The organism is Pseudomonas sp. S36 (assembly GCF_016647875.1).
Taxonomy (GTDB): Bacteria; Pseudomonadota; Gammaproteobacteria; order Pseudomonadales; family Pseudomonadaceae; genus Aquipseudomonas; species Aquipseudomonas parafulva.
Window position 1 is genome coordinate 17,573 of record NZ_JACVVG010000006.1, and the last position, 23,444, is coordinate 41,016.

The following is a 23,444-nucleotide window of genomic DNA, read 5'->3' on the forward strand; positions in this document are numbered from 1 at the left end:
TACATCATGAAAGCCCAAGCTCGCCACATCCTGGTCAAGACCGCTGAAGAAGCCGAGAAGCTCAAGCAGCGCATCGCCAACGGTGAAGCGTTCGATGTGCTCGCCAAGAAGTGCTCGATCTGCCCTTCTGGCAAACGCGGGGGCGACCTTGGCGAGGTTCGCCCCGGGCAAATGGTCGGGGCCATTGACCAGGTCATTTTCAAGAAGCCGCTGCGGGTGGTGCACGGGCCCATCAAGAGCAAGTTCGGCTACCACCTGGTGCAGACCTTCTACCGCGACTAAGGCAATAGCATTTGGCCACCTAGCATTTTTGCCAGTTGTGCCGCTGATGACGGCTTGTATACAAACCTCCTGACCCTGCGCGGTAGTCAAGGCACGCGGGCAATCTCTGGAGGCTTTGCCGATGCGCCTGCACCTGATCCTCACCCTTGGCTCACTCCCTCTGCTGGGTGTGGCGCTTCCCGCCGCCCACGCCGCATGTGCCTTCACCCCTGGCCCCGGCAACGACAGCTTCGTCTGCGACAGCGGTACGGCCGACGCGCTGGTGGACACCGAGGGTGACAACAGCCTGGTGCTGCCCGCAGGTGGTACCGGCGCCATCACCGGTGACGTCAGCTTCGGCCCAGGGCGCGACCGCATCGACATGGCATCCGGCAGCATCGGCGGCAACGTCAACCAAGGTGCGGGCATCGATGATTTCGTCATGAGTGGCGGCGTTATCGAAGGCAACCTCAACCAGGGCGACGGCCTGGACACCTTCTACATGAACGGTGGCTGGATCAAGGGCACCTTCGACAGTGGCGACTATGCCGAGATGGATGCTGGGCGCATCGGCAACGTGAACATGCGCCTGGACAAGAACACCTTCATCATGCGCGGCGGCAGCGTCGACCGGAACGTCATCACCGCATTCGATACGGACTACATCGAAATCTTCGAGGGCACCATTGGCGGCAATATCAGTGTCAGCGGGGGTGACGACCAGGTGTTGATCCATGGTGGCGAAGTGGGCGGTGACGTGCTGTTGAGCACCGGCAACGACCGCTTCGTCTGGGATGGCGGCCGCATCGGCGGCAAAGTGGATACAGGCCCTGGGGATGACACCGCCTTGCTTTCCGGGCTGGGGCCGGATGCACTGGTGATCACGCTGGACGGCGGCGAAGGTACCGACAGCCTCACGTTCAATGGCAGCCAGGCCGTGGGCGGGGCCAGTTACGTGAATTGGGAACGCGTGGCCTTGACCAACAGCAGTTCACTCGACCTGGATGACACGCTGGTGCTGGGTGATGCCACCAGCAACACCGGCAGCCTTAACCTCGACAGTAGCAGCACCCTCAGCTCCCGGCAGGGAGTGATCACAGCGTTTGGCCCAGGGCAGCGCGCGACGGTGAGCAACGCCGGCACGCTCAACCTTACCGAGGGCAGCGATGCTCTGGGCCGCCTTACCATTCAGGGCAACTACACCGGCGAGAATGGCGTACTGCGCATCAACAGTGTGCTGGCCGGCGATAATGCCGCCTCTGACCGCTTGGTGGTCAGCGGCGGTGCCATCGATGGCTCGACCCGATTGCTGGTGAATAACCTCGGCGGTGCTGGTGCGGCCACCGCGCAAAAAGGCATTCAGGTGGTGGAGGCCCGCGAAGGTACTGCCAGTACCTCCACCGCCTTCGTGCAAACCCAGACGCTTTCGGCGGGCGCCTACGACTATCGGTTGTTCAGAGGTGGGGTAACTGCCGGCAGCGAAAACAGCTGGTACTTGCGCTCCGCGCTGGTAGCACCGCCTGTTATCGCTCCGCCCTCCCCACCCACCGAGGTGCCTGAGCAGCCCGGCACACCGCCGGTCGTCACTCCCCCGGTGGCGGCGCCCGTTACGCCTCCCGTCGCGGCACCTGCACCCGGCCAGCCGGACTTGCCTACTCCGGTTCAAGGTACTGAAAGCCTGCCACTCTACCGCCCTGAAGTCCCGGTTTATGCCGCTGCCCCCAGAGGCGCAGCCATCATCGCCCGCCAGGCGCTGGGCACCTTCCACCAACGTCAGGGCGACCAGCAACTGATGGGCGGCGAAGGGGCACTGCCTGCCGCCTGGGGGCAGGCGTATGGCGGCACCCTGCGCCAGCAATGGAGCGGCACGGTCAACCCAAGCCTGGATGGCGACCTGTACGGCTTCAAGGTAGGGCAAGACCTTTACGCCACTGTCAGTGAGCGTGGCTACCGCCAGCAAGTGGGCGTGTACGTGAGCCACGCGCGGTTGACTGCAGACGTGAAAGGCTTCGCCCTGGCCCAGCAAGACCGCCGTGTCGGTGACCTGAGGCTTGACGGCGACAGCGTGGGTGCCTACTGGACGCTGGTAGGGCCGCAAGGCGGTTACGTAGACGCTGTAGTCCAGTACACCCGGCTCGATGGTCGGGCCCGTTCGGATCGCGGTGACGCACTGGATATCGACGGCCACGCCTGGACAGGCTCGGTTGAGAGCGGCTACCCAATCGCCCTCTCTGACCGCTGGACCCTAGAGCCACAGGCACAGCTGATCGCGCAGAAGGTACAGCTCGACACGGCCAGCGATAGCGTGGCGCGTGTCAGCCATGATGCCCAGGTCGAGTTGACCGGGCGGGTTGGCCTGCGCCTAGAAGGTGCGTTCAAGGGCAGCAGCGGGCGCCTGCTGCAACCCTATGCCCAGGTGAACCTGTGGCATGGCGACGGGGGGCGCGACACTCTGGTTTTCGACGATACCGACAAGATCAAGACCGATTACCGCTACACCTCGGTGCAGGTAGAAGGCGGCGTAGTGGCGCAAATCAACCAGGCCTTGAGCCTGCACGGCGGCGTGCAGTACACCAGCAACCTGGACAGCCGCCAGCAACAAGCCAGCGGCGTGAACCTGGGTGTGCGCTGGCAATTCTAGCGGCGGGCGGCCAGCAGCCCGATACCGGCGCACCCCAGCAGTGACGCACTCACCCGGTTGAACAGCCGGCGTGGGCGCGGCTGGGCGAACCAGCGCTGCAGGTAGGTGCCCAAGCCTGCGTACAGTGCGATGGCCACCCACTCCAGAAGCAGAAACAACACCCCCAGCCACAGGAACTGTTCGCTCACCGGGGTGGTGCTGCCCACCGACACGAATTGCGGCAGGAAGGCGGTGAAGATCAGGATGGCCTTGGGGTTGCCGGCTGCCACCAGAAACTCCTGCCGAGCAAGCTGCCAGGTCCCCCGCGGCAGCTCAGCCGCTTCTGCCACCTGCCCGACCGGCGCGCGCCACAATTGCCAGGCGATGTAGAACAGGTAAGCGGCCCCGGCCACCTTGATTACCCAGAACAGGTACGCACTGGTATGCAGTACCACGGCCAAGCCCATGGCAGCCAGCGCGATCATGGCGCTGAACGCCAGTAAGCGGCCGCCCCCGGCTACACAGGCGGTGCGCAACCCATAGCGGCTGGCATTGTGCAGAGACAGCAGGTTGTTCGGCCCCGGCGCCATGTTCAGCGCAAAGCAGGCAGGGATGAAAAGCAGCAGGCTTGCAAGGTCCATTATTGTTGTCCTCTGGGTTTCGCCGGTATTGCGCCGCACTCCCCGCTTTCAGGTCAAGGTACAGCCAGCAACGACAACTGTACTGATGCGCGCCAACTGTTACTCTGCTGCGCAAAAGGAGGACTTCGCCATGCCCCGTGCACACACTGCCATCTGGCGCGACCCGGCGTTGCCGCAGGTAGAAAGCCGCCGCGCCTGCCATAGCCGCGCCTGCTACAAGCCCCACAGCCACCCTACTTTCTCCATCGGGGCTGTCGATGTCGGCCACAGCCGTTTCGAAGGGGCAGCCAAAGGCCAGGAGCGCCTTGAGCCCGGTACGCTGGTGGTGGTACCGGCGCACAGGGTGCATGCCTGCAACCCTGACCCAGGGCAGGCGTGGAGCTATCAGATGCTGCATGTGGACGCCGGGTGGCTGGACGCTTTGCGCGAGGAGGCGGGGCTTGCAGGGTACGGCAGCGCAGAGCCTGCACGTATCTGCCGTGAGCCGGGGGTGTACCGCCAGTTCACCGCGCTCAATACGCTGCTGTTTTCCCAGGCCACACCTGCCGAAAAACAGGCGGCCTTGGTTGCCTTTCTGTGTGATATCGACGTGCGTGCGTACGCCCCGCTCACCCCCGCCCCTTCCCTCGCGGCGCCAACCCTTCACCGCTTGCTGGCAACGATTGAGGCACAAGGGCCGTCGCACCTGAGCCTGGACGCCCTGGCCCAGGAGGCAGACCTGGGGCGTTACCAACTGATTCGCGCGTTCCGCGCGGCAACCGGCTTCACGCCCCATGCCTATTTGCTGAACGCCCGGGTTAACCGTGGTCGTCAACTGCTGGGAGAGGGGCACCCGCTCGCGCAGGTGGCCTACCAGCTGGGCTTCGCTGACCAGAGCCATTTCCAGCGGGTGTTCAAGGCCCATGTGGGCGTTACCCCGGGCCAGTATCGCCAGGGCTGAGCAGCGCAACGCTGCAATATTGTTCAATACGCGCAGTGCAGCGAGGGGCAGACTGCGGCTTTCAACGTCGAGTCCACTGCCCCATGCAAGCGTTCGTGATCATTGCCCTGGCCCATTTTTTGGCCTTGTTGTCCCCCGGCCCGGACTTTTTCCTGGTAGCACGCACCTCCATCAACAGCGGCTGGCGCGTGGCCACAGGTGCGTGCCTGGGCATCGCACTGGCCAATGGTGCGTTCATAGTGCTGGCATTCACCGGCGTTTCCGTGTTGCGCGAGGGCACCCTGCTGTTCGATGCCCTGCAACTGGTCGGTGCTGCGTACCTGATGTACATCGGCGTGTTGTTCCTGCGGCACGCGGGCAGCACGCCTCTGGGCGCTGTGGCGGGCCGCAGTGCCGGCCACGGCTGGTGGCGCAGCCTGCTGATGGGTGGGTTGTCCGGTATTCTCAACCCTAAAAACGCACTGTTCTATGCCAGCCTGGCCAGCCTGGTGGCGGGCACCAGTGTGGGTTGGAAGGCCGCCTACGCGCTGTGGATGTTCAGCGTGGTGCTGCTGTGGGACCTGTTGGTAGCGGTGGCAATAGGCAACCCACGGTTGCTGCGGCGCTTTGGGCGCAGCCTGCCATGGTTGGAGCGGGCCTCTGGCATCATGTTGATGGCGGTGGCCACAGGGCTGCTGGTGCATGTGGCGCGGGGCTGACCACCTCGAAGGTGTGCATGTCCAGGAGGCTGAAATGGCCATTGGCCCAGCCCCCGGTATCCAGGTGCCAGACATTGCCCAGCTGCTTCACCTGCGGTACTGGCGTATGGCCGACCAGCAGCCCCCGCAAACCGTTCACAGGCCGTGTGTCACCTGCCTTCAGCCGCCGTCGCGACCATTGGCACACCTCCCGCACGTCGGGGTCGTCATCCAGCTCCAGCCACGTGCGCAAGACACCCCAGTCGTCGAATGGGCAGTCCGCATGCAGGAGCCCAACGGGCCCTGCAGCCATCTCGACTTCCAGGGCGATAGGCAATTGCTCGAACTGCTCGACGAACCGCAGTTGTTCGTTGCGGGGCAACCCTATGAACCATGCCCCGCCTGCGGCGTGGTACATGGCCAGGTCCAGCCGCCCTCCACGCACAAGGGTGATCGCCAGCGCCTCATGGTTGCCCTGCACCGCGTGAAACCACGGTTGCGCCAGCCATTGCAGCACCGCCTGACTGTGCGGGCCGCGGTCTACCAGGTCGCCTACACTAAACAGGCGGTCCTGCTGCGGGTTGAACCCCACTGCGTCCAGGCTCAGTTGCAGGCGGTCGAAGTGGCCATGGATATCACCCACTGCCAGGTCCCGGCCAAGGGGGTTGGCAGCCATGCGTTCGAAACGCCCCATCATCCGGCCCTCTGAGCATGCAATAAATGGGTAACGTGGTTCACGTGCGCTCTCCTCTGCTCAGCATGGCACAACGTGCGTGCCGGTAGTATGCTCGGCCTTTCAACCTGCACCAGGGAAGGGCTGTCGATGCTGCTGTGCGCCGTTCAACTTGCGTCGCTCAAAGGTGATGTGCCGGGCAACGTCCAGCGCCATGTGGCCTGTATCGAACAGGCGGCGAACGTGGGCGCCGAACTCGTCGTATTCCCTGAACTGTCGCTCACAGGTTACCAGCCGACCCTGGCGCGGCAGGCTGCCCTGCCGCTGTCCTCGACCCGCCTTGACCCGTTGCAGGCCGCCTGCGACAGGCTGGGCGTCACGGTGGCAGTGGGTTTGCCGCTGCCCACGCCCAATGGCATCCGCATCGGCATGCCCATCTTCAGCCCTTGTGCACCGCGCCAGGCTTATGCCAAACGCCGCCTGCACGATGATGAACTGCCCTATTTCTGCCCTGGCGACGAGGGCCTGTTGCTGCGCATAGCCGGGCACAGTGTTGCCCCTGCGATCTGCTTCGAGTCGATGTTCATGGCCCATGCCGCAGCCGCTCATGACCAGGGCGCCGACCTGTATCTGGTCAGTGTCGCCAAAACCGCCAAGGGTATACGCGAGGGCTACACCCATTACCCTCAAGTGGCTCAGGAGCTGGGGATGACCGTACTGATGGCCAATTGCGTTGGCCCTGCCGACACCTTCATCGGCGCAGGTGGCTCTGCAGCATGGGGCAGCGACGGGCGCCTGCTGGCGCACCTTGATGAGCAGCGTGAAGGGCTGCTTCTACTGGACACTGACGCCGCCAGCGCGTCGGTATTTGCCATGGACACGTCTGCATGATCTACGGGTTTCTGGCCCTGTTGAGCTATGCCCTGACTTACTACGTGGTCGGGCTGCTGTTGAGCGGCCAGCTGGCGGACATTGCCGAAGGGCTGCGTCACCGCCCCGACGCGCCGCCCCCCGGCGAATACCTGCGTGCAGTGCACGTGCGCATGCGCCAGGCTCAAAAGCACTACACCCTCATTGCTGGCACGCCGCTAGCGGCACTGGCCTGCCTGGTGGTGCATTGGCTGGCTTGACACTCACAGGTCAAGTGCCAGGCTTTGGCGGCCCTCCAGCGCCAGCAGAAACTGCTTGGCCGGCAGGCCGCCGGCAAACCCGGTGAGGTCCCCCGACGCCCCAATTACCCGATGGCAGGGGGCGATAATCGAAATCGGGTTGCGGCCATTGGCAGCTCCTACTGCACGCACCGCGCTGGGGCTGCCGATCTGCCGCGCAATCTCGCTGTAACTGCGGGTTTCACCGAAAGGGATGGTCAGCAGCGCGCTCCACACCCGGCGCTGGAAATCGGTGCCGGCGAAGTCCAGTGGCAGCTCGAATCGCTGGCGTTGGCCGCTGAAATACTCGCCCAGCTGACGCGCTGTATCAATCAGTACAGGGCAGTCATCCTGCTGGACCAAGGGCCCCAGGCGCACACGGTTTTCGCGTTCTTCTTCCCACAGCACAGCGGCCAGCCGCTGATTACGGGACAACAGCATCAACTTGCCGACGGGCGAATGCATGTGTGTAAAAACGCTGGTCATTCCTGGGCTCCTGAAGCGGGTACAAGGCCAATGTACGCCTGTGTCGGCCAGCTAACGCGCACATTCTTGCGGTCGCTATCCGAATGGCTGCTATCACCAACCGACTAACCCCAATTGAACTGAATTACTTTGATTACCACCCTGTCAACAATTATGAACGTAGCCAATATGACGAGGTGAATCATGACCATTGAAGCCAAGACACTGGCGGAGCTCGCCCAAGCGCTCAAGGCCCAGGGTGCGCGCCTGATCTCGGACCTGACGTTCATCCGAGCGCCCTATCGCTGCGGTAAACGCTGGGTGTGCAATGTAGTCCGGCGCAAGGCCCGCAAGCCGGCACTGTTGCAATGAAGTCCGGAACCTGCCAGCAGATTGACGGCCAAGCACGCGGCGAAGGACCGCCTTTCCCCCCTACCTACTTCCGCTACAAGTTGGTGTGATCTTATTGCCCTGAGGCCACGCTAACACCGCATCAGTCCAGGCACTCTCTGGCCGCCTGCCGAAGTTTGTCTCCAGACAAGAAACTGCCTTTGTAAAACGTCGCCCGGCTACCGTCGCCCGACTCTATCACCTCAAGCACATCATCGGTGGCAACAGCGCTCGGCGCCGTCATGCGCACGCCATGAGGGATGGATTTCTGCGTAGCGTTTGGCATCAGGGCCTGCCATTTGGGCATGACACAGGCGGCATACTGCTGCGGGGATTTGCCGGTCAATTTGCTCGCCGTAGGTTTACCAGGCGTTGCACACCCCGCCAAGGTTATGGCTAACGCCCCGAAGAACGTGTTACGAAAGATAGGCATATACAGGAGGCCCCTTGAAGTTTGCTGCATTCTACCCAGTGGTACTGAAGGTGGCTAATCAAACCAAAGCAGGGGTATACGCCGACAACTGACAGTTTTACCAGTAGCACGGTACTCACAGGGCTGCGACAGTGGCATTGACCACCCGTACTGATCCACACCCGACTGGGAGTTCGCACCATGCCTAAACAGGACAGCAGCACATTGTTTTTTTATCAAAACGGAAAACTCGTCACCCTCAGGGTGGGGGAGCAAGGTCATCAAATCTTCCGACACGCAGAGATGCCCCTGGCTGAAATCAGCGCCCACGGGGATACGCCTGGCGGGATACTGGCAACGGATGACAAAGGGTCGGTGCTGAACGTACAGGCACCGGACAACTGAGCCATTCGCCCCTCCTTACCCATAGCCGGCAAAGCACAAAATAGTTGCACTCCAGGCGGTACACCAGCGATGCTCTGGGTACCGCTGAAGCCACTATCAATGGAGTGCCTTGCCCTATGGAAACGCTTCACAGCATCAAAGCGGACCTGGTCAGAACCGCAGACCATCTGGATGGGCTGCGGCAGGCCATGAATGGGCACGCCAGGTTCATGCAGGCCCGTGGCAGTGCGCAAGAGCACCTCGATGTAAACGCACATATTGCGTCGATTAGCCACGTAGTGGATGAACTTCGCACCCTTGCGGCCAAACTCGAGGCGGCCGATGCGTTGCCTAACAGCGCTTGAGAGGTAGGGCCGGCAAATAATGGGGCCGGACTTGCTATTGCCGTCAGTCCCTCCGCCCCTCTTGCGGCTCTAGTGCGAAATGACTCATGAACGTTAATTGCTCAATGGCCTGCATATAGGGGGCAAATCGCATATCGCCGGCGTTGAACGCATCCGCTACGCGCCGTGCACTCTCCAGGCTGTCCCATACTGCCAGATCAGCAGATACACGGTCATCACTGATTGGGCAATACGCCCCGTACTGGATCAGCCCAGGGAACGCTTTCAGTACTTCCCTCAGTCCCGCGCGCAACGCGGGCATCTGCGACTCGAACTCCGCTTTGACGGTGAAAATGGCGACTTCCAGTACAGCGTCCGGATAGTACATGGCTTGGGTCCTTCTCGGTTATGGAGAAGGCACAGTGTCCGCCATGCCTACTGACAGCGTACTGTCAGTGAGTGTTTTGGCTTTCCACTGTTTTGCCTGGAACTGCATGTAAGCCTTGAGCCCGATGCCAGCGGGAAGCGCTGCTGGCTGATAGGCCAGCGAAACCGATTCGATGCAGTCCACCCGGAAATCACGATAAGCCGCTTTGCTGCAGCACCAACTGCCAACTGTCCATTTTCCTCCCCAATAAAACAGCCCCAGCGGGTAGATGTTTCGCTGCGAGACGAGGCCGTGCAAGCTCGTGTACACGATCTGCACCGGGCGCTGCTGTTCCGAGGCTGTGCGCAAATCGGCCAAGTGTGCGCGTGTTTTCAATGCCATACCGCCCAGTGCCCGCACCTTGGCATCTGCTGAGTCCATCTTGTGCTGGGTCAACGTTGCCCCCACCTTACTCAGGAGCATGCTCGCTGCTTGCGCCATGGCTGGGTCAGCCGTGCAGGCGAGCATTTCCATCCCCAGCATCAAGGCATCCACTTCCAGGCGATTCAGGGTCAACGGGGGCATCTCAAAATCGGCATCCAACGCATAGCCAATACCTGGCGTGCCATAGATCGGGATGCCCGAAACAGATACATCGTCTACATATCGGTAAACGGAACGCACTGAAACACCCATGCGCTCTGCAAGACGCTCTGCGGAAATAGGCTGATGCACCCTGATCAGGTTCACAAGCTGAAACAGACGGTCAGCTTTACGCACCCTGGTGGCTCGCAGTCATAGGGTTGACTCCAGCCAACGCGCCATCCTCAGCGAAACCTGAGCTTCACGACTTTGCTCAAGGCCCAGCCGCCGAAGACATAGAACGCGTCCAGGTAAAAGCGCCCTGCATAGTTGGGCAGTGGCTGCTGATTCATAAGCTGCTCTGGCCCGGGCGCTGGCGGCAGGAGCGCATAAATGCCATTGGGGGCCACGGCCAACGCAATCAGGAGCGCGTACGTGATGACCTGTATGAACTTGGCACGCCCCGCCGCTTTACCGGACCACTTGAGCCCATAAAACGCGACCAGGCCGGCAACGGGCAACACCCAGAAGTGCGTCGGTATCCCGATGAACATTTCGGCTACAACGCTTCGTGCCTGCACAACAACCACCTCCGTTTAAAGGGCCGATTATTGCGGGCGCGCAGGGCAAATGCAAAACCTGATCAGCGCACCCGCAGGGAGGTCGGTTCGGCGCCCAGCGCTTTCTTCCACTGACGCACGCGTTTACGCGCATTGGCGTAAGGGGACGCCGTATTCAACTGGATCATCCGCCCTTTGCTGTACCGCTCGTACCAAGGGTGGCCGTACAGAGAGTCGTCGGTTTCCTGTTCAAGCAAGGCCAAAATCTCGGCGTTTACACCTGCCAGTTGCTCACGTAACTGGATAAAGGTAAGGCCTGCGCCCTGCGCATAAAATCGTTGTGCGAGGCGACCCAACTCATTCCACTTATACCCCGTTTCTGGAAAGTCGACAGGCAGCCCCCTGGCTTTGGCGTTGCACCATTTGATCACCAGCCGACTCCAACCTACCAAATAGGCGAGCAGGTCCGAGAGACTCATTGAGGTGCCCTGCGCATGCCCCGCCAGAGACGCTTCACGTGTGCGCGCAATGGGGATGTCTGCCAGGTCTGCCTCCAAACGCGAATAATTGAGGCGAATGGCCTCGATGAGTTGCTGCTTGTTTTGCGGTATCGCCACGTCACGCCTCTCCACTGAGCATCGGGCGTTTTAAATTGCTGCCTACAGTAATAGCGGGCAAGCCGACGCCCCGACATTCGTGTGGGAGCGGACTTGCCCGCAAAACGCCGCAGCGCCTTCTACCGGATCAGAGGTCTTTCTTGACCTCTTTATCAATATGCTTGCCCGCCTTGTGGCGTTCCTTGTTCAGGTGGCTGGCGCCTTTATCAATTTCCTTGCCATCATGCTTAACACCTTTGCTGATTTCCTTACCCGCGTGATCGGCGCCCTTATCCACTTCACGGACATCGTGGCGAACACCTTTCGCTACATCCCCTTCTGCTTGCGCGGCGGACATCGTCATGACGGCGGCGAAAGCAATGGCAACAGCGGCAACCGTTTTCTTGAGCATTTCAGCGCTTCCTTCAAAAGAGTGTGGAGGTTCCCACACCCCAAACATAGATGATGGCGTGCAGGTAAACCACGGTGTGAAAATAGTTTAACGCACGGTTCGGCGCTGGGTTTGCATCCAGTGTGGATGCAATGCCAGTACCCCGCCCCACGCCGGCATAGTAGCGTTGGCCATTCGACGAACTGTCTCGGTCCGTTGCATATGCCCACGGACCGGGCCTCTCACGAACTAGGAAGTCAAATGGAACATGTTCAAACCGTCAATCAAGAGGCGCTAGACCTCGCCCTGATAGCGTTTTCTCGCTACAAAATCGGTGAAATCAAGTTATTCGATTTGGAGTGCGCCATGAGTTTTGAGGCGGGCGAAGCCCTGTCGCGTAGCGGACTGGTGCGGTTCTCGATAAGCAAAATGCCGTCAGGGCGCTACCGTATCAGTGACGAAGGTGAGAATGCGATCACCGAGGCGGGCCGCGCCCGTCTTGAAGTTATCAGAGGCTAACGACGCGCCCACGGCCACGTGGGCCGCAAGCACTATGGGCGGGCCAGTTCCGCCCCTTTTTCAAGCGCCCTGATTCCAGTGCACGGCGATCGCCAGCACGGTAAACACCAACACCGCTTCGACGACCAGGTAAACCCCGTAAAAGTCTTCCGAAAACATGTAACTGAACCTGCTGGCAAGGGTCGATATTCTTTCACCCCGCGCTGGGCACGCGGTGCGAAGATCAGAGCAACTGCCGTGTGAAGAAGTTCACCCATGATCGGGGGAAACAGTGCTGAAACACTTCAGCCTTCACTCGGCGCCGGGTGGGATACCGTCCTTGTTCTTGTCTTTCAGGCGTGCCTTCTCTTCTTCGGTCGAGTGGGCAGGCACCTGGTTGTCCTGCTGGTCACGTTTTGGCTCGGTCATGTCGCTCTCCTTGGGTTGATGAGCATTGGGCACCCTGGCAGCCCGGCAGTTCGCCAAATCTTCGCGTTCATTACGGGGTAGGCCAGTTCAGCCTCTGATGGTCCACAGCTGATCGATACGTGTCGTGTAAGACTGGCTCATCATTTCTCTTTTCATACCCCAGGCAGGTACCAGCGGCACACTGGCAACCCGCAGCGTTCCCCTGCCCCACCGCTGATTGATGTCATCCATCACCTGCATCGCTCGGTCACGGGTCGGCGGCTGCCGCGCCGCGAACAGGTCACCTGAAAAGTCGCCAGGGGCTCGCAGGTCCATCAGCAGTACCTCGGCCTTGCTGTAACGAAACCCGGGCCTGAACACCCGCTCGACCGCCTGGCTGGCCAGCCGCGTCATCAACAAGGTGTCACAGGTAGGGTATGGCAGTTCAACCAGCGCGCCCTGGGCGTGATGCGCTTCATTGGGGTTGAACATGCCGGTGCGGATGCTCACGCGCATGCGCTTGCACAGCGAGCCCTGTGCCCGCAACTTTTGCGCAGCGCGCCCCACATAAGTGGCCACTGCCTGCTTGATCGACGGCAGGTCGCTCAAGCGTTCACCAAACATACGGCTGCTGCAGATCTCATGCTTGGCCATCTCCACATCCTCCAGTTCCAGGCACGGTGTGCCCCCCAGTTCACGGGCGGTCTTTTCCACCACCACACTGAACTTCTGCCGCAGGGTACGGGCGTCGGCCCTGGCAAGGTCCATTGCCGTGTAGATGCCCATGGCCTCCAGGTGGGCGGTCATCTTGCGGCCGATACCCCACACATCACTGGCCTTGGAGTTACGCAGCACCCAGTCACGCTTGACCGGGTCGGTGATATCGATCACACCGTCCGTCTGGCTCAACAGCCTCTTGGCCATGTGATTGGCCAGCTTGGCAAGCGTCTTGGTACCGGCGATGCCTACACCTACAGGGATGCCGGTGCATTGCAACACGCGAGTACGCAGGCTGTTACCGAACTGCGTGAGGCCTTGCTGAATACCTGACAGGTCGGCAAAGCACTCGTCGATGCTGTAAACCTCCAACGTCGGCACCATGCCCTCGATCAGCGTCATCACACGCTCGCTCATGTCCCCGTACAAGGCATAGTTGCTGCTGAACGCGACAACGCCATGCCGACGAAGCTTTTCCCGCGCCTGAAAGTACGGCTCACCCATTTTCACGTAAGGCTTGGCGTCGTATGACCTGGCGATCACACAGCCGTCGTTGTTGCTCAGTACCACGATCGGCGTCCTGGCCAGGTCTGGCCTGAATACCCGTTCGCAACTCGCATAGAATGCGTTGCAATCGATCAGTGCGAATATAGGCTCACTGCGCATGGTCGCGAACGCTGTAGCGCACTACGCCCCAGACCACCATATCGTCCCCTTCCCCGACATGACGTGGCGGGTAGTTACGGTTCTCGGACTTGAGCATCACCACGCCGTCACGGCGATGAAGGCGCTTGCACACCGGCTCGCTGTTCAGGGCGGCAATGACGATATCGCCGTGCTCCGGCTCACGCCCACGGTCCACGATAACGATATCGCCCGAATAGATACCCGCCCCTTGCATGCTGTCCCCTTCCACCCTCACCAGATACACATGAGGGGCGCGGATATCGAACAGCTCATCGAGGGAAATGTGCCCCTCCATATGATCTGCCGCAGGGGATGGAAAACCGGCGGGAACATGGAATGAGTAGAGCGGGAGTGAGCCAGTGCTACCGAGCGGCCAACCCAGAAAAGTGATGCTCATGGAAAGAGGTCCAATACGAACTGTATGCATATACAGTAAATCTCGCATTGGTAGCCTGGTCAATCTGGATAAGCGGATTTCAGACGGACGAGGTTGCGCTGATGGCGTTAACCTGCGAGCGGCAGTTTCAGGTGCGCAACAAGCCCCTCACGGCGCCAGTTCCAGGTGACCTCACCACCCGCGGCCCTCGCCAGCCGCTCGATCATCGTCGTGCCGAAGCCAGCCTCGCCGCTGTCTGCTGACACCTCCGGGCCCCCTGATTCGCACCAGTCCACTTGCAGCACCTGCTCGTGTATCGACCACTGGAAATGTACTAAGCCCTCCATGGCCCCCAAGGCGCCATACTTGATGGAGTTAGTGGCGAGTTCGTGGATACACAGCGCAAGTGTGTTGCGCAAGCGCGCGGGCAACGGGTGCCCGGGCCCGCTGATTCGGCATTGGGCTACATAAGGGCTCAACACCGAGCCTGCCAAAAGCGCCAGGTCGACCGCGGCCCCGTCAGGGTTGTCGAGTATTACGCCGTAAGCCCGGGACAGCGCGCCCAGCTTGGCATTGACGATGCTGGCGACACTGTCGGTGGCCGCCGTCGCCCTGGCCTCGCGGTCCGCCATGGATACCACAGCCTGCACCACCGACAGCAAGTTCTGGATGCGGTGAAGCATCTCGCGGGACAACAGCTGTTCCCGCTCAAGGGCCATGTCCAGTTCTTTGCGCAGCAAGGTCTGCTCAGTGACGTCCCTGGAAACGCAGTGAACCGACACCACCTGCCCCTGCAGATCGGTTACAGGCGTAAGCAGGTTGTCCCAGTGGAACACCCGCTGTGCAGAGGCGCTAAGGCCAGAAAACCTGGCTACCTGCCCGGCCAATGCCGCCTGCAAGGACGCTTGGGCGGATGGCTGCACGGGCACTGGCAACAAGGGAACCCACGGTAGGCCTTTAACCTGTTCAGCCGGTATTCCCAGTGCAGCGCACCCTGCCCTGTTCATTGCCAGCAAGGTGCCGTCAGGTGCCAGTATTTTCACGCAGTCGGGGGTGGCGTTGAGCATGGCATTTTGTACAGCACGTTCGGCAGCGTTGTTACCGTCATCATCAAGTTGCAATTGATCCACCGCTGCGAGCCTGCCCTGTTTACCGGCAGGCTAGAGGAATGCCAAGGCGTTCACAATAGCGCGTTGAGCGCTGCACGGGACCACTCCGGCATGAGTGCGCTATGATTCGGCCATCATCGACGGCGCGTTTTCAAAAGGGGAATGCCATGAAACCATGGATGGGGTGCGCACTGGCAGTAGTGCTGAGCGGGTGTGGCACGGTCGCGACGGTATCCGACAAGTCCAAAGCGGTGGACAACCTGGCGAAGTGGGGATCGGAATGCCGGTCGATTCCCCAAGCCTATAGCGGCGTTGCTTACCAGTTCTGCAACCTGAACAGCCCCGAACGGTCGGGCCCTCACTGGTCGGCAGATACGGTGTTCGTGGACATGGGGTTATCGGCCTTGGCGGACACGCTCTTGCTTCCGTACACCGGTTACCAGCAGCTTCGCTGGGGGAGCACGCCGGTTAGACGGTTGGCGTACTAAGGCCTAGTTGTGGGCTTCGATAAGCTGGGATGAAGAATACGGGACTGTCCATTGCAACAACCGACAGACCGGGATATCGACTCCGCTTATGCAGCACAAATGCCGGCCTCTAGCATCGTCGCGATGATGAAGGGCCCCTTTCGCGCCAGGTATTCGGCCATCCCGCCTGTGTTGCTCGCCTCCAGCTCTAGCTTCAGCGCCTGATAGTGCTGCCGAATGACAACGTTACGTTTGAGCAGGTCTCTGAAACCGAGCATGTGGGCGATCGAAACGTGACCCTGCTCACAGACGTGGAGTTTGTGCGTACGAACACCCTTCACGTTACGCCTGTAGAAATGGTGGCCCTCCGAGAGGTCACTGCCCCGCACGTATCCCAAACCCAACAATATTTCGTCCCGTGTAAGCACGTTACGATGCTCGTCTACCTCGATGAGGACGTCGATTTCCGGTTTGGCGGCTAATCCCGGCACAGCTGTACTGCCAACGTGGTGGATAGCGATCAGCTCGTCGTAGAAAGCCGAAGCAATGAGTGGCTCGTCTTTCAGATATTGGGCTGGCCAGGAAAGGCTGTAGGGCATGATCTTGCTGGTCAGTGCCATGGAAAATCCTTTTTGGTGAAGTGTCGTCCATTGGATTATTCCATGGGATGCAAGCCTCCTATCAAGCTGATCCCCGTAGCCTAGGGGATATGTTGAACCTGCCTGGCTGTTTTTTAGAGTAGGCTTGCGGATTTTCAGGACCAACGGCATATGGATCAGCCCGGACGTAGCGCAATCATCGTTGGCGCATCATCAGGAATAGGTAAAGCCCTCGCCCGCCAACTGGCCGCGAAAGGTTGGCGCTTGGGCCTTGCAGCACGGCGTCTTGATAAATTGCAGGATTTAGCCAGTCAACTGCCGACGCCTTCACTGACGTGCAGTGTCGACTTGAACAACGTAGAGGAGTGTCGACAAGCATTCGCACGAATGGCAGGACAACTAGGGCGAGTGGATCTAGTCGTGATCGGTTCCGCTACCGGTGATGTGAATCATCACTTGGACTGGACGCAAGAGCATCACACGCTAACGGTGAACGTTGTAGGTTTTGCTGCGATTGCCCAAGCCGCGTTTGAGTTGTTCGTAGACCAGGGTCGCGGACACTTGCTGGGGATCTCGTCCATTGCGAAATTTCGGGCCAGTGGCGAGGCGGCATCGTACTGTGCGTCCAAGGCTTTCGTGGCGATGTATCTGGACGGCCTACGTGACTTGGCCCATCGTCGCCAGCTGAATATCGTCGTTACTGAAGCATGCCCGGGGTTTGTAGACACCGCGTTGATGAAGGCCGATAAGCCCTTCTGGGTCGCGAGCCCAGACGAGGCGGCGCAATGCATCTACCGGGCGATTGCCAGGCAGGCCAAGCGGGTCTACGTTACCCGGCGCTGGGGTTTAATTGCCTGGCTTTTGCGGTTGTTGCCCTAGCTGAGCACGTCGACCTGCAACCTGCACCACCCATGGCACCCGTTCCTGAAAAGTTTGAAGGGTGGACATCGCGCCCGGGTCGGTAGCTGGTAAGCGTTACGCAATCACACCATGCCGCATAGATCCGCAGGTAGAACGCGCCCATCGTATCGACCAGCCCTTTGGCAATAGTGGTTTTTCCGGTTCCTGGAAGGCCGCTGAATACGATGAGCATTATCTGTATCGCGCGCCGAGCGTCACAAACCAAGCCCAGTGGATGGCGTCTCTTCAACCCATGGCATCCAAATCTGCCCACCCGGCAAGCCCGTTTGTGTTCCAACTGAGCAAAGGTGGGCTGTGGATCAACGAGCCAAGTGTTACAATCCGCCACTTCAAATCAGCGCTCGAGGCGCTGAACATCCGTGAACGCCGTCAGTACGACACCCGCCACACCTACGCAACGATGTGCCTGATGTCTGGGATGGACCCTGCGTTCATAGCGAACCGGCCTGGTCACAGCGTTGAGATGTTGCTTTCTACCTACGCGAAATGGATCAGCTCCTCCTCGGACTGGAGGGAGCTGGAGAAGCTGCCGCCCCGTGGCGATTGGCCCAAAATTGGCCCAAAACTGACACGAAGGCCTAAATACACCTCTGGAACCCCCGCAGGACAAGCACTTGATCTCCACAGCTAACATCACCATGCAGTTCGGCTCCAAGCCGCTGTTCGAAAACGTTTCGGTAAAATTCAACAATGGCAACCGCTATGGCCTGATTGGCGCCAACGGTTGTGGCAAGTCGACCTTCATGAAGATCCTTGGTGGCGACTTGGAGCCTTCCGGTGGGCAGGTCATGCTTGAACCGAACACGCGCCTGGGTAAGCTGCGCCAGGACCAGTTCGCCTACGAAGAATTTACCGTGATCGACACGGTCATCATGGGCCACAGCCAACTGTGGAAAGTGAAAGCCGAACGCGACCGCATCTACTCATTGCCAGAAATGTCCGAAGCGGACGGCATGGCCGTCGCGGAGCTGGAAACCGAGTTTGCCGAAATGGACGGCTACACCGCCGAATCCCGCGCCGGTGAGCTGCTGCTGGGCCTGGGCATCCCCCTGGAGCAGCATTTCGGCCCCATGAGCGAAGTGGCACCTGGCTGGAAGCTGCGCGTGCTGCTGGCGCAGGCACTGTTCTCGGACCCGGACGTGCTGCTGCTCGACGAGCCGACCAACCACCTGGACATCAACACCATCCGCTGGCTTGAAACCGTGCTCACCGCGCGTAACAGCACCATGGTGATCATTTCCCACGACCGTCACTTCCTGAACAGCGTGTGCACCCACATGGCTGACCTGGATTACGGCGAGTTGCGCCTGTTCCCGGGCAACTACGACGAATACATGACCGCAGCCACCCAGGCGCGCGAGCAGTTGCTGTCGGACAACGCCAAGAAAAAAGCCCAGATTGCCGAGCTGCAGACCTTCGTCAGCCGCTTCTCTGCCAACGCCTCCAAAGCCAAGCAGGCCACCTCGCGTGCCAAGCAGATCGACAAGATCCAGCTGGCCGAGGTCAAGCCGTCCAGCCGTGTCAGCCCGTTCATTCGTTTCGAGCAGACCAAAAAGCTGCACCGCCAGGCCGTGACCGTCGAGAAGATGGGCAAAGCATTCGACGACAAGGTGCTGTTCAAGGACCTGGGCTTCACCATCGAAGCCGGCGAGCGTGTTGCCATCATCGGCCCCAACGGCATTGGCAAGACCACCCTGCTGCGCACACTGGTCGGTGAAATGACGCCAGACAAAGGCGAAGTGAAGTGGACCGACAGCGCCGAGGTTGGCTACTACGCCCAGGACCACGCCCACGACTTCGAAGAGGACATGAGCCTGTTCGACTGGATGGGCCAGTGGACGTCCGGCGAGCAGGTCATCCGGGGCACCTTGGGCCGCATGCTGTTCTCGAACGATGAAATCCTGAAATCGGTCAAGGTCATCTCCGGGGGTGAGCAGGGCCGCATGCTGTTCGGCAAGCTGATCTTGCAGAAACCGAACGTGCTGGTGATGGACGAGCCGACCAACCACCTGGACATGGAATCAATCGAGGCACTGAACCTGGCGCTGGAAAACTACCCGGGCACCCTGCTGTTCGTCAGCCACGACCGGGAGTTCGTGTCCTCCCTGGCTACCCGCATCATCGAATTGTCTGCCGACGGCGTGGTGGATTTCAGCGGTACCTACGACGATTACCTGCGCAGTCAGGGCGTACTGGGTTGATGCACTGCGGCTGAGCGCTCGGCGGGCTCCGGCACGCCCAGCGCCTGGCCAAAGAACACGGCCGTGTCACGTTGCAGCGAATGGTGGATATGCCGACGGTCTACGCCGTCGGCATCCTTGCACAGCGCCGGCATGCGGGCAGACTGCTCTGCATCGCAGTGGGCCATGAACACGAAATGGCCGGCGCCTGCCAGCAGTCGATAGTCAGGTGAGTCCGGCAGCTTGCGGGCCAAGGCTTCTGCGTTGCGGTCAACAGCCACCAGCTGATCGCTGTCACCACTGTAGATCAATGCGGGCACGTGCACATCGGCCAGGGCATGGCGGCCAAACAGCAGGCTAAGCGGTGCCATGAGCATCACCGCCCCCACCCGCGCATCGGCTTGTGGGGTCAACTCGCTTCGGTCAGCAATCAATACCCCATGGGTCTTGCACGCATCGGCATCGTTGGGGCGTTCCAGGCAGTATTGCCGAAGGCGGTCCAGATCGGGGCGAGCACCCGACAGGATCAACGCGGTCTCACCGCCGGCCGAATAGCCGATCACGCCTACCTTCCCTTCATTCAGATACGGCCCCAGCAAGGCATCATCACGCGCAGCGGTGATGGCGGCGCTGATTTGCAGAGGCCGGCCGTACAGATTGCTCAGCGTGCCCAAACGGCTATGGTCGCGCGCGTTGTCGCCAGGGTGCACGACCGCAACCACGACGAAACCCTGCCGTGCCAGCGACGTGGCCAGGTAATGCAGGGCCAATGGGCTGCCGGTGTTGCCGTGGGAAAGTACCAACAGTGGAAACCGACCCAAGGCAACCGGTGCTTCGTCTGCAACGTCCAGCGGGTAGCCATCCAGGCGGCTTGCGTGCGCCTGACCCGTCGCGGGGTAGAAAGCCAAGGCCTGCATGGGGCGAGCATCCACAGGGTCAGCGAGTGTCATGTGGTGCAACCCGGCTACCCAAGGGCTAGCCTCGGCACGGGCGAGAAGCCCACCGAGCAATGCCAGTGCCATCAAGCAGCGAGTGAGAGTCATCGGCCGCCAGCTCCACGTGCGCCTTACCTGCTCCAGCATAGCCCTGCCGTGGCCTGCTGCAGGTGAAAACTCGATGAAAAAATGACGGTGCAAGGTTGCAGCGGCAGGTTGCATTTGTGCCGGCCATCGAACCCGTGGCATACATGCAGGTCAACCTGAAGTTATCGTCACGCGCCCTTGAAGGAGAGTCGCCCATGAGCAAACACGCCTACGTACCGCCCAAGGTCTGGCGCAACGAAGCAGCATCCGGCGGCCAGTTCGCCAGCATCAACCGCCCCGTTGCAGGCCCCACCCACGAAAAGGAACTGCCTGTCGGCAAGCAACCGCTGCAGCTTTACTCGCTGGCCACGCCCAACGGGGTGAAGGTCACGATTGCGCTGGAAGAGTTACTTGCCCTTGGCCACGAAGGTGCCGAGTACGACGCCTGGTTGATCCGCATTGGTGAGGGCGATCAGTTCTCGAGCGGTTTCGTACAGGTCAACCCCAACTCCAAGATCCCCGCCTTGCTCGACCAAAGCGTTGAGCCCCCGGTGCGGGTGTTCGAGTCAGGGTCGATTTTGCTGTACCTGGCCGAAAAATTTGGCGCGCTGCTGCCACAGGCACCGGCAGAACGTACCGAAACCCTCAATTGGCTGTTCTGGCAGATGGGCGCAGCGCCCTACCTGGGTGGCGGCTTTGGCCACTTCTACGTGTACGCCCCGGAAAAGATCGAATATGCCATCAATCGCTTTACCATGGAGGCCAAACGCCAGCTGGACGTATTGAATCGCCGCCTGGGCGAAAGCCGCTACCTGGGCAGCGAGCAGTACAGCATCGCCGACATTGCCGTGTGGTCCTGGTATGGGCAGTTGGTACTGGGCACCGTGTACAACGCAGCGGAGTTTCTGGCGGTAGACGAATACCCCCATGTATTGCGCTGGGCCAAGGAGATTGCCGAGCGGCCGGCAGTACAACGTGGTACACGGGTAAACCGTACTTGGGGTGATGAAGACAGCCAGGTTGCTGAACGCCATTCGGCCAGCGATCTGGACTGATTTACGCAACCACTGCCCGTGATAAGGCAGCAACCGGAGGGATGCTGCCCATCTGAAGATGCACGTTGAGAACGTGCAGTGTGGCGCCCCCTCCAACAACAATGCCCCTCTGCACGCACCCATTTGCCCCTGCGCAAGCCTGCGCCCGCGAACCCCTTCTTGTACACTCCCCGCACTAGCCCCAACCCGCATTTTTGGTGAACGCATGATCGAGGTAACCGAGGTTTCCATTGCCGCACTGCGCGAGGCGCTCGAAGCGGGCCGCACGACAGCAGTCGAATTGGTCAAGGCCTACCTGGCGCGTATCGAGGCATACGATGGCGCAGACACCGCCACTGCCCTCAACGCCGTGGTAGTGCGCAACCCGCAGGCCCTGGCGGAGGCCGAGGCCTCGGACGCCCGGCGTGCGCAGGGCAAGCTGCTTGGCCCGCTCGACGGCATCCCGTACACCGCCAAAGACAGCTATTTGGTAAAAGGCCTGACGGCGGCGTCCGGCAGCCCGGCCTTCAAGCACCTGGTCGCACAGCGCGACGCCTTTACCATCGAGCGCCTGCGCGCTGCCGGCGCCATTTGCCTGGGCAAGACCAACATGCCGCCCATGGCCAACGGCGGCATGCAGCGCGGCGTCTACGGCCGAGCCGAGAGCCCGTACAATGCCGACTACCTCACCGCCCCGTTTGCATCGGGCTCGTCGAACGGTGCCGGTACTGCTACTGCAGCCAGTTTCAGCGCCTTCGGGCTGGCCGAAGAAACCTGGTCCAGCGGCCGAGGGCCTGCGTCCAACAACGGGCTGTGCGCCTATACCCCGTCCCGAGGCGTCATCTCGGTGCGGGGCAACTGGCCGCTCACCCCGACCATGGATGTGGTGGTGCCTTACGCACGGACCATGGCCGACTTGCTGGAAATCCTTGACGTAGTGGTGGCCGACGACGCCGACCCTCGTGGCGACCTGTGGCGCCTACAACCTTGGGTGCCCATTCCGGCCCCCTCCGAGGTGCGCCCAGCCTCGTACCCGGCGCTGGCTGCCAAGGCCGATGCACTCAAGGGCAAGCGCTTTGGTGTACCGCGCATGTACATCAATGCCGATGAACAGGCTGGCACCTCGGAGAAGCCCGGCATTGGCGGCCCGACCGGCCAACGCATCCACACCCGCGCCAGCGTCATCGCGCTGTGGCAGCAGGCCCGCAAGGCACTGGAGGCTGCGGGTGCCGAGGTGGTCGAGGTGGATTTCCCTCTGGTGTCCAATTGCGAGGGCGACCGGCCAGGGGCACCCACCGTATACAACCGGGGTATCGTCAGCCAAGCATTCTTGCACGACGAACTGTGGGAGCTGTCGGGGTGGGCGTTCGATGACTTCCTGCGCGCCAACGACGACCCCGCACTGAATCGCCTGGCCGACGTAGATGGCCCGCAGATCTTCCCGCACGACCCGGGCACCCTGCCCAACCGTGAGGATGACCTGGCGGCTGGCATGGACCAATACGTACTCATGGCCAAGCGCGGCCTCAAAACCTGGGACCAGATCGACACCCTGCCGGACGGCCTGCGTGGCCTGGAGAAAACCCGCAAGCTGGACCTTGAAGACTGGATGGACAGCCTTGGCCTGGATGCGGTGCTGTTCCCAACCGTGGCAGACGTGGGCCCGGCCGATGCCGACGTTAACCTGGCGTCAGCGGACATCGCCTGGAGCAACGGTGTCTGGGTCGCCAATGGCAACCTGGCCATCCGTCATTTGGGCGTCCCCACCGTGACGGTGCCAATGGGCGTGATGGCTGATATAGGTATGCCCGTGGGCCTGACCTTCGCCGGGCGCGCCTACAGCGACAATGCGCTGTTAACCTACGGCGCTGCGTTCGAAGCTACCGGGCTCCGCCGCATGATTCCGCCTCGCACGCCCCCACTTGGCTGAGCCTCTGGCAACCGTTACCCAAACGGCCATCGCGCAGGTCAACAT

General features: G+C 61.0%; 29 protein-coding genes and 2 pseudogenes. 16 read left to right on the forward strand and 15 right to left on the reverse strand.

The window, feature by feature from the left end; genetic code table 11:
• The first annotated feature begins 6 nt into the window (after positions 1-6).
• On the forward strand, positions 7-282 hold the full coding sequence (locus IAE36_RS04745) for a peptidylprolyl isomerase (RefSeq protein WP_028634112.1): 276 nt from the start codon (positions 7-9) through the stop codon (positions 280-282).
• A 121-nt stretch (positions 283-403) separates the two neighbouring features.
• A complete protein-coding gene (locus IAE36_RS04750) occupies positions 404-2,902 on the forward strand; it encodes an autotransporter family protein (RefSeq protein WP_201210625.1) in 2,499 nt (832 codons plus the stop codon).
• Here IAE36_RS04750 and IAE36_RS04755 read toward each other — a convergent pair.
• Positions 2,899-3,522, reverse strand: coding sequence for a LysE family translocator (locus IAE36_RS04755; protein WP_201163477.1), 624 nt, complete (start codon positions 3,520-3,522; stop codon positions 2,899-2,901). The genes IAE36_RS04750 and IAE36_RS04755 overlap by 4 nt on opposite strands.
• 130 nt (positions 3,523-3,652) lie before the next feature.
• On the opposite strand from IAE36_RS04755, the gene IAE36_RS04760 reads away from it, so the two are divergent.
• Positions 3,653-4,462, forward strand: a complete 810-nt coding sequence (locus IAE36_RS04760) for an AraC family transcriptional regulator (RefSeq protein ID WP_201210633.1) — start codon at positions 3,653-3,655, stop codon at positions 4,460-4,462.
• An 83-nt stretch (positions 4,463-4,545) separates the two neighbouring features.
• Positions 4,546-5,160 carry a LysE family translocator gene (locus tag IAE36_RS04765; protein WP_201210635.1) on the forward strand — a complete coding sequence of 205 codons (615 nt, stop codon included), beginning with the start codon at positions 4,546-4,548 and terminating at the stop codon, positions 5,158-5,160.
• Here the strand turns inward: IAE36_RS04765 and IAE36_RS04770 are convergent.
• Positions 5,108-5,833 carry a metallophosphoesterase gene (locus IAE36_RS04770; protein WP_201210935.1) on the reverse strand — a complete coding sequence of 242 codons (726 nt, stop codon included), beginning with the start codon at positions 5,831-5,833 and terminating at the stop codon, positions 5,108-5,110. The genes IAE36_RS04765 and IAE36_RS04770 overlap by 53 nt on opposite strands.
• 129 nt (positions 5,834-5,962) lie before the next feature.
• On the opposite strand from IAE36_RS04770, the gene IAE36_RS04775 reads away from it, so the two are divergent.
• Both IAE36_RS04775 and IAE36_RS04780 read left to right on the forward strand, forming a co-directional pair.
• Positions 5,963-6,703: a carbon-nitrogen hydrolase family protein gene (locus IAE36_RS04775; protein WP_201210637.1), complete on the forward strand. Its 741-nt coding sequence runs from the start codon at positions 5,963-5,965 to the stop codon at positions 6,701-6,703.
• Positions 6,700-6,942 (forward strand): hypothetical protein, encoded by a 243-nt coding sequence (locus tag IAE36_RS04780; RefSeq protein ID WP_201210639.1) that lies wholly within the window; start codon positions 6,700-6,702, stop codon positions 6,940-6,942. The genes IAE36_RS04775 and IAE36_RS04780 overlap by 4 nt, the downstream gene beginning before the upstream one ends.
• A gap of 3 nt (positions 6,943-6,945) precedes the next feature.
• Here the strand turns inward: IAE36_RS04780 and IAE36_RS04785 are convergent, their stop codons facing one another.
• A complete protein-coding gene (locus IAE36_RS04785; RefSeq protein WP_201210641.1) occupies positions 6,946-7,446 on the reverse strand; it encodes a methylated-DNA--[protein]-cysteine S-methyltransferase in 501 nt (166 codons plus the stop codon).
• Positions 7,447-7,629: 183 nt separating this feature from the next.
• Here IAE36_RS04785 and IAE36_RS04790 point away from each other — a divergent pair, with 183 nt between their 5' ends.
• Positions 7,630-7,797 carry a hypothetical protein gene (locus tag IAE36_RS04790; RefSeq protein ID WP_177331169.1) on the forward strand — a complete coding sequence of 56 codons (168 nt, stop codon included), beginning with the start codon at positions 7,630-7,632 and terminating at the stop codon, positions 7,795-7,797.
• Positions 7,798-7,918: 121 nt separating this feature from the next.
• On the opposite strand, the gene IAE36_RS04795 is transcribed toward IAE36_RS04790, so the two are convergent.
• On the reverse strand, positions 7,919-8,278 hold the full coding sequence (locus IAE36_RS04795; RefSeq protein ID WP_442967441.1) for a hypothetical protein: 360 nt from the start codon (positions 8,276-8,278) through the stop codon (positions 7,919-7,921).
• A gap of 150 nt (positions 8,279-8,428) precedes the next feature.
• On the opposite strand from IAE36_RS04795, the gene IAE36_RS04800 reads away from it, so the two are divergent.
• Entirely contained in the window at positions 8,429-8,632 is a 204-nt protein-coding gene (locus IAE36_RS04800) for a hypothetical protein (RefSeq protein ID WP_201210650.1), read from the forward strand.
• A gap of 116 nt (positions 8,633-8,748) precedes the next feature.
• Positions 8,749-8,976, forward strand: coding sequence for a hypothetical protein (locus IAE36_RS04805; protein ID WP_201163483.1), 228 nt, complete (start codon positions 8,749-8,751; stop codon positions 8,974-8,976).
• 43 nt (positions 8,977-9,019) lie between these two features.
• On the opposite strand, the gene IAE36_RS04810 is transcribed toward IAE36_RS04805, so the two are convergent.
• The 5 genes from IAE36_RS04810 to IAE36_RS04830 form a co-directional block, all read right to left on the reverse strand.
• On the reverse strand, positions 9,020-9,343 hold the full coding sequence (locus IAE36_RS04810; protein ID WP_201210652.1) for a hypothetical protein: 324 nt from the start codon (positions 9,341-9,343) through the stop codon (positions 9,020-9,022).
• Positions 9,344-9,361: 18 nt separating this feature from the next.
• On the reverse strand, positions 9,362-10,102 hold the full coding sequence (locus IAE36_RS04815; RefSeq protein ID WP_201210654.1) for a helix-turn-helix transcriptional regulator: 741 nt from the start codon (positions 10,100-10,102) through the stop codon (positions 9,362-9,364).
• Between the two features lie 47 nt (positions 10,103-10,149).
• Positions 10,150-10,458: a hypothetical protein gene (locus IAE36_RS04820; RefSeq protein ID WP_201163527.1), complete on the reverse strand. Its 309-nt coding sequence runs from the start codon at positions 10,456-10,458 to the stop codon at positions 10,150-10,152.
• 89 nt (positions 10,459-10,547) lie between these two features.
• Complete coding sequence (locus tag IAE36_RS04825; RefSeq protein WP_201210656.1) at positions 10,548-11,081, reverse strand: ClbS/DfsB family four-helix bundle protein; 534 nt, start codon at positions 11,079-11,081, stop codon at positions 10,548-10,550.
• Between the two features lie 127 nt (positions 11,082-11,208).
• Complete coding sequence (locus IAE36_RS04830; RefSeq protein WP_060481956.1) at positions 11,209-11,472, reverse strand: hypothetical protein; 264 nt, start codon at positions 11,470-11,472, stop codon at positions 11,209-11,211.
• 240 nt (positions 11,473-11,712) lie between these two features.
• Between IAE36_RS04830 and IAE36_RS04835 the strand changes: the two genes are divergently transcribed.
• Entirely contained in the window at positions 11,713-11,970 is a 258-nt protein-coding gene (locus tag IAE36_RS04835; RefSeq protein ID WP_201210658.1) for a hypothetical protein, read from the forward strand.
• A 495-nt stretch (positions 11,971-12,465) separates the two neighbouring features.
• Here IAE36_RS04835 and umuC read toward each other — a convergent pair whose 3' ends face one another.
• From umuC to IAE36_RS04850, 3 genes are all read right to left on the reverse strand, one after another.
• A complete protein-coding gene (gene umuC / locus IAE36_RS04840) occupies positions 12,466-13,740 on the reverse strand; it encodes a translesion error-prone DNA polymerase V subunit UmuC (protein ID WP_201210666.1) in 1,275 nt (424 codons plus the stop codon).
• Positions 13,730-14,158 carry a LexA family protein gene (locus IAE36_RS04845; RefSeq protein WP_201210668.1) on the reverse strand — a complete coding sequence of 143 codons (429 nt, stop codon included), beginning with the start codon at positions 14,156-14,158 and terminating at the stop codon, positions 13,730-13,732. Before IAE36_RS04845 ends, umuC begins: the two co-directional genes overlap by 11 nt.
• A gap of 107 nt (positions 14,159-14,265) precedes the next feature.
• Complete coding sequence (locus IAE36_RS04850; protein ID WP_201210677.1) at positions 14,266-15,258, reverse strand: sensor histidine kinase; 993 nt, start codon at positions 15,256-15,258, stop codon at positions 14,266-14,268.
• 155 nt (positions 15,259-15,413) lie between these two features.
• Here IAE36_RS04850 and IAE36_RS04855 point away from each other — a divergent pair, with 155 nt between their 5' ends.
• The gene (locus tag IAE36_RS04855) at positions 15,414-15,734 is read left to right on the forward strand and encodes a YceK/YidQ family lipoprotein (RefSeq protein ID WP_060483654.1); all 321 of its coding nucleotides are present in this window, start codon (positions 15,414-15,416) and stop codon (positions 15,732-15,734) included.
• A gap of 86 nt (positions 15,735-15,820) precedes the next feature.
• Here IAE36_RS04855 and IAE36_RS04860 read toward each other — a convergent pair whose 3' ends face one another.
• On the reverse strand, positions 15,821-16,333 hold the full coding sequence (locus tag IAE36_RS04860) for a GrpB family protein (protein WP_201210679.1): 513 nt from the start codon (positions 16,331-16,333) through the stop codon (positions 15,821-15,823).
• Positions 16,334-16,483: 150 nt separating this feature from the next.
• Between IAE36_RS04860 and IAE36_RS04865 the strand changes: the two genes are divergently transcribed.
• On the forward strand, positions 16,484-17,191 hold the full coding sequence (locus IAE36_RS04865; RefSeq protein ID WP_201210681.1) for an SDR family NAD(P)-dependent oxidoreductase: 708 nt from the start codon (positions 16,484-16,486) through the stop codon (positions 17,189-17,191).
• A gap of 121 nt (positions 17,192-17,312) precedes the next feature.
• Here the strand turns inward: IAE36_RS04865 and IAE36_RS04870 are convergent.
• Positions 17,313-17,405 (reverse strand): annotated as a pseudogene (locus IAE36_RS04870) (AAA family ATPase); the annotation flags it as partial.
• A 60-nt stretch (positions 17,406-17,465) separates the two neighbouring features.
• Here IAE36_RS04870 and IAE36_RS23905 point away from each other — a divergent pair.
• Positions 17,466-17,815 (forward strand): annotated as a pseudogene (locus tag IAE36_RS23905) (integrase).
• Between the two features lie 32 nt (positions 17,816-17,847).
• A complete protein-coding gene (locus IAE36_RS04880) occupies positions 17,848-19,434 on the forward strand; it encodes an ABC-F family ATPase (protein ID WP_201210683.1) in 1,587 nt (528 codons plus the stop codon).
• Here the strand turns inward: IAE36_RS04880 and IAE36_RS04885 are convergent.
• Positions 19,416-20,456, reverse strand: coding sequence for an alpha/beta hydrolase family protein (locus tag IAE36_RS04885; protein ID WP_201210685.1), 1,041 nt, complete (start codon positions 20,454-20,456; stop codon positions 19,416-19,418). The two genes, IAE36_RS04880 and IAE36_RS04885, sit on opposite strands and share 19 nt — an antisense overlap.
• A 194-nt stretch (positions 20,457-20,650) precedes the next feature.
• On the opposite strand from IAE36_RS04885, the gene yghU reads away from it, so the two are divergent.
• Together yghU and IAE36_RS04895 are read left to right on the forward strand one after the other, a co-directional pair.
• Positions 20,651-21,490: a glutathione-dependent disulfide-bond oxidoreductase gene (yghU, locus tag IAE36_RS04890; RefSeq protein WP_201210687.1), complete on the forward strand. Its 840-nt coding sequence runs from the start codon at positions 20,651-20,653 to the stop codon at positions 21,488-21,490.
• A gap of 205 nt (positions 21,491-21,695) precedes the next feature.
• Complete coding sequence (locus IAE36_RS04895) at positions 21,696-23,399, forward strand: amidase (protein WP_201210689.1); 1,704 nt, start codon at positions 21,696-21,698, stop codon at positions 23,397-23,399.
• Positions 23,400-23,444: the final 45 nt, after the last annotated feature.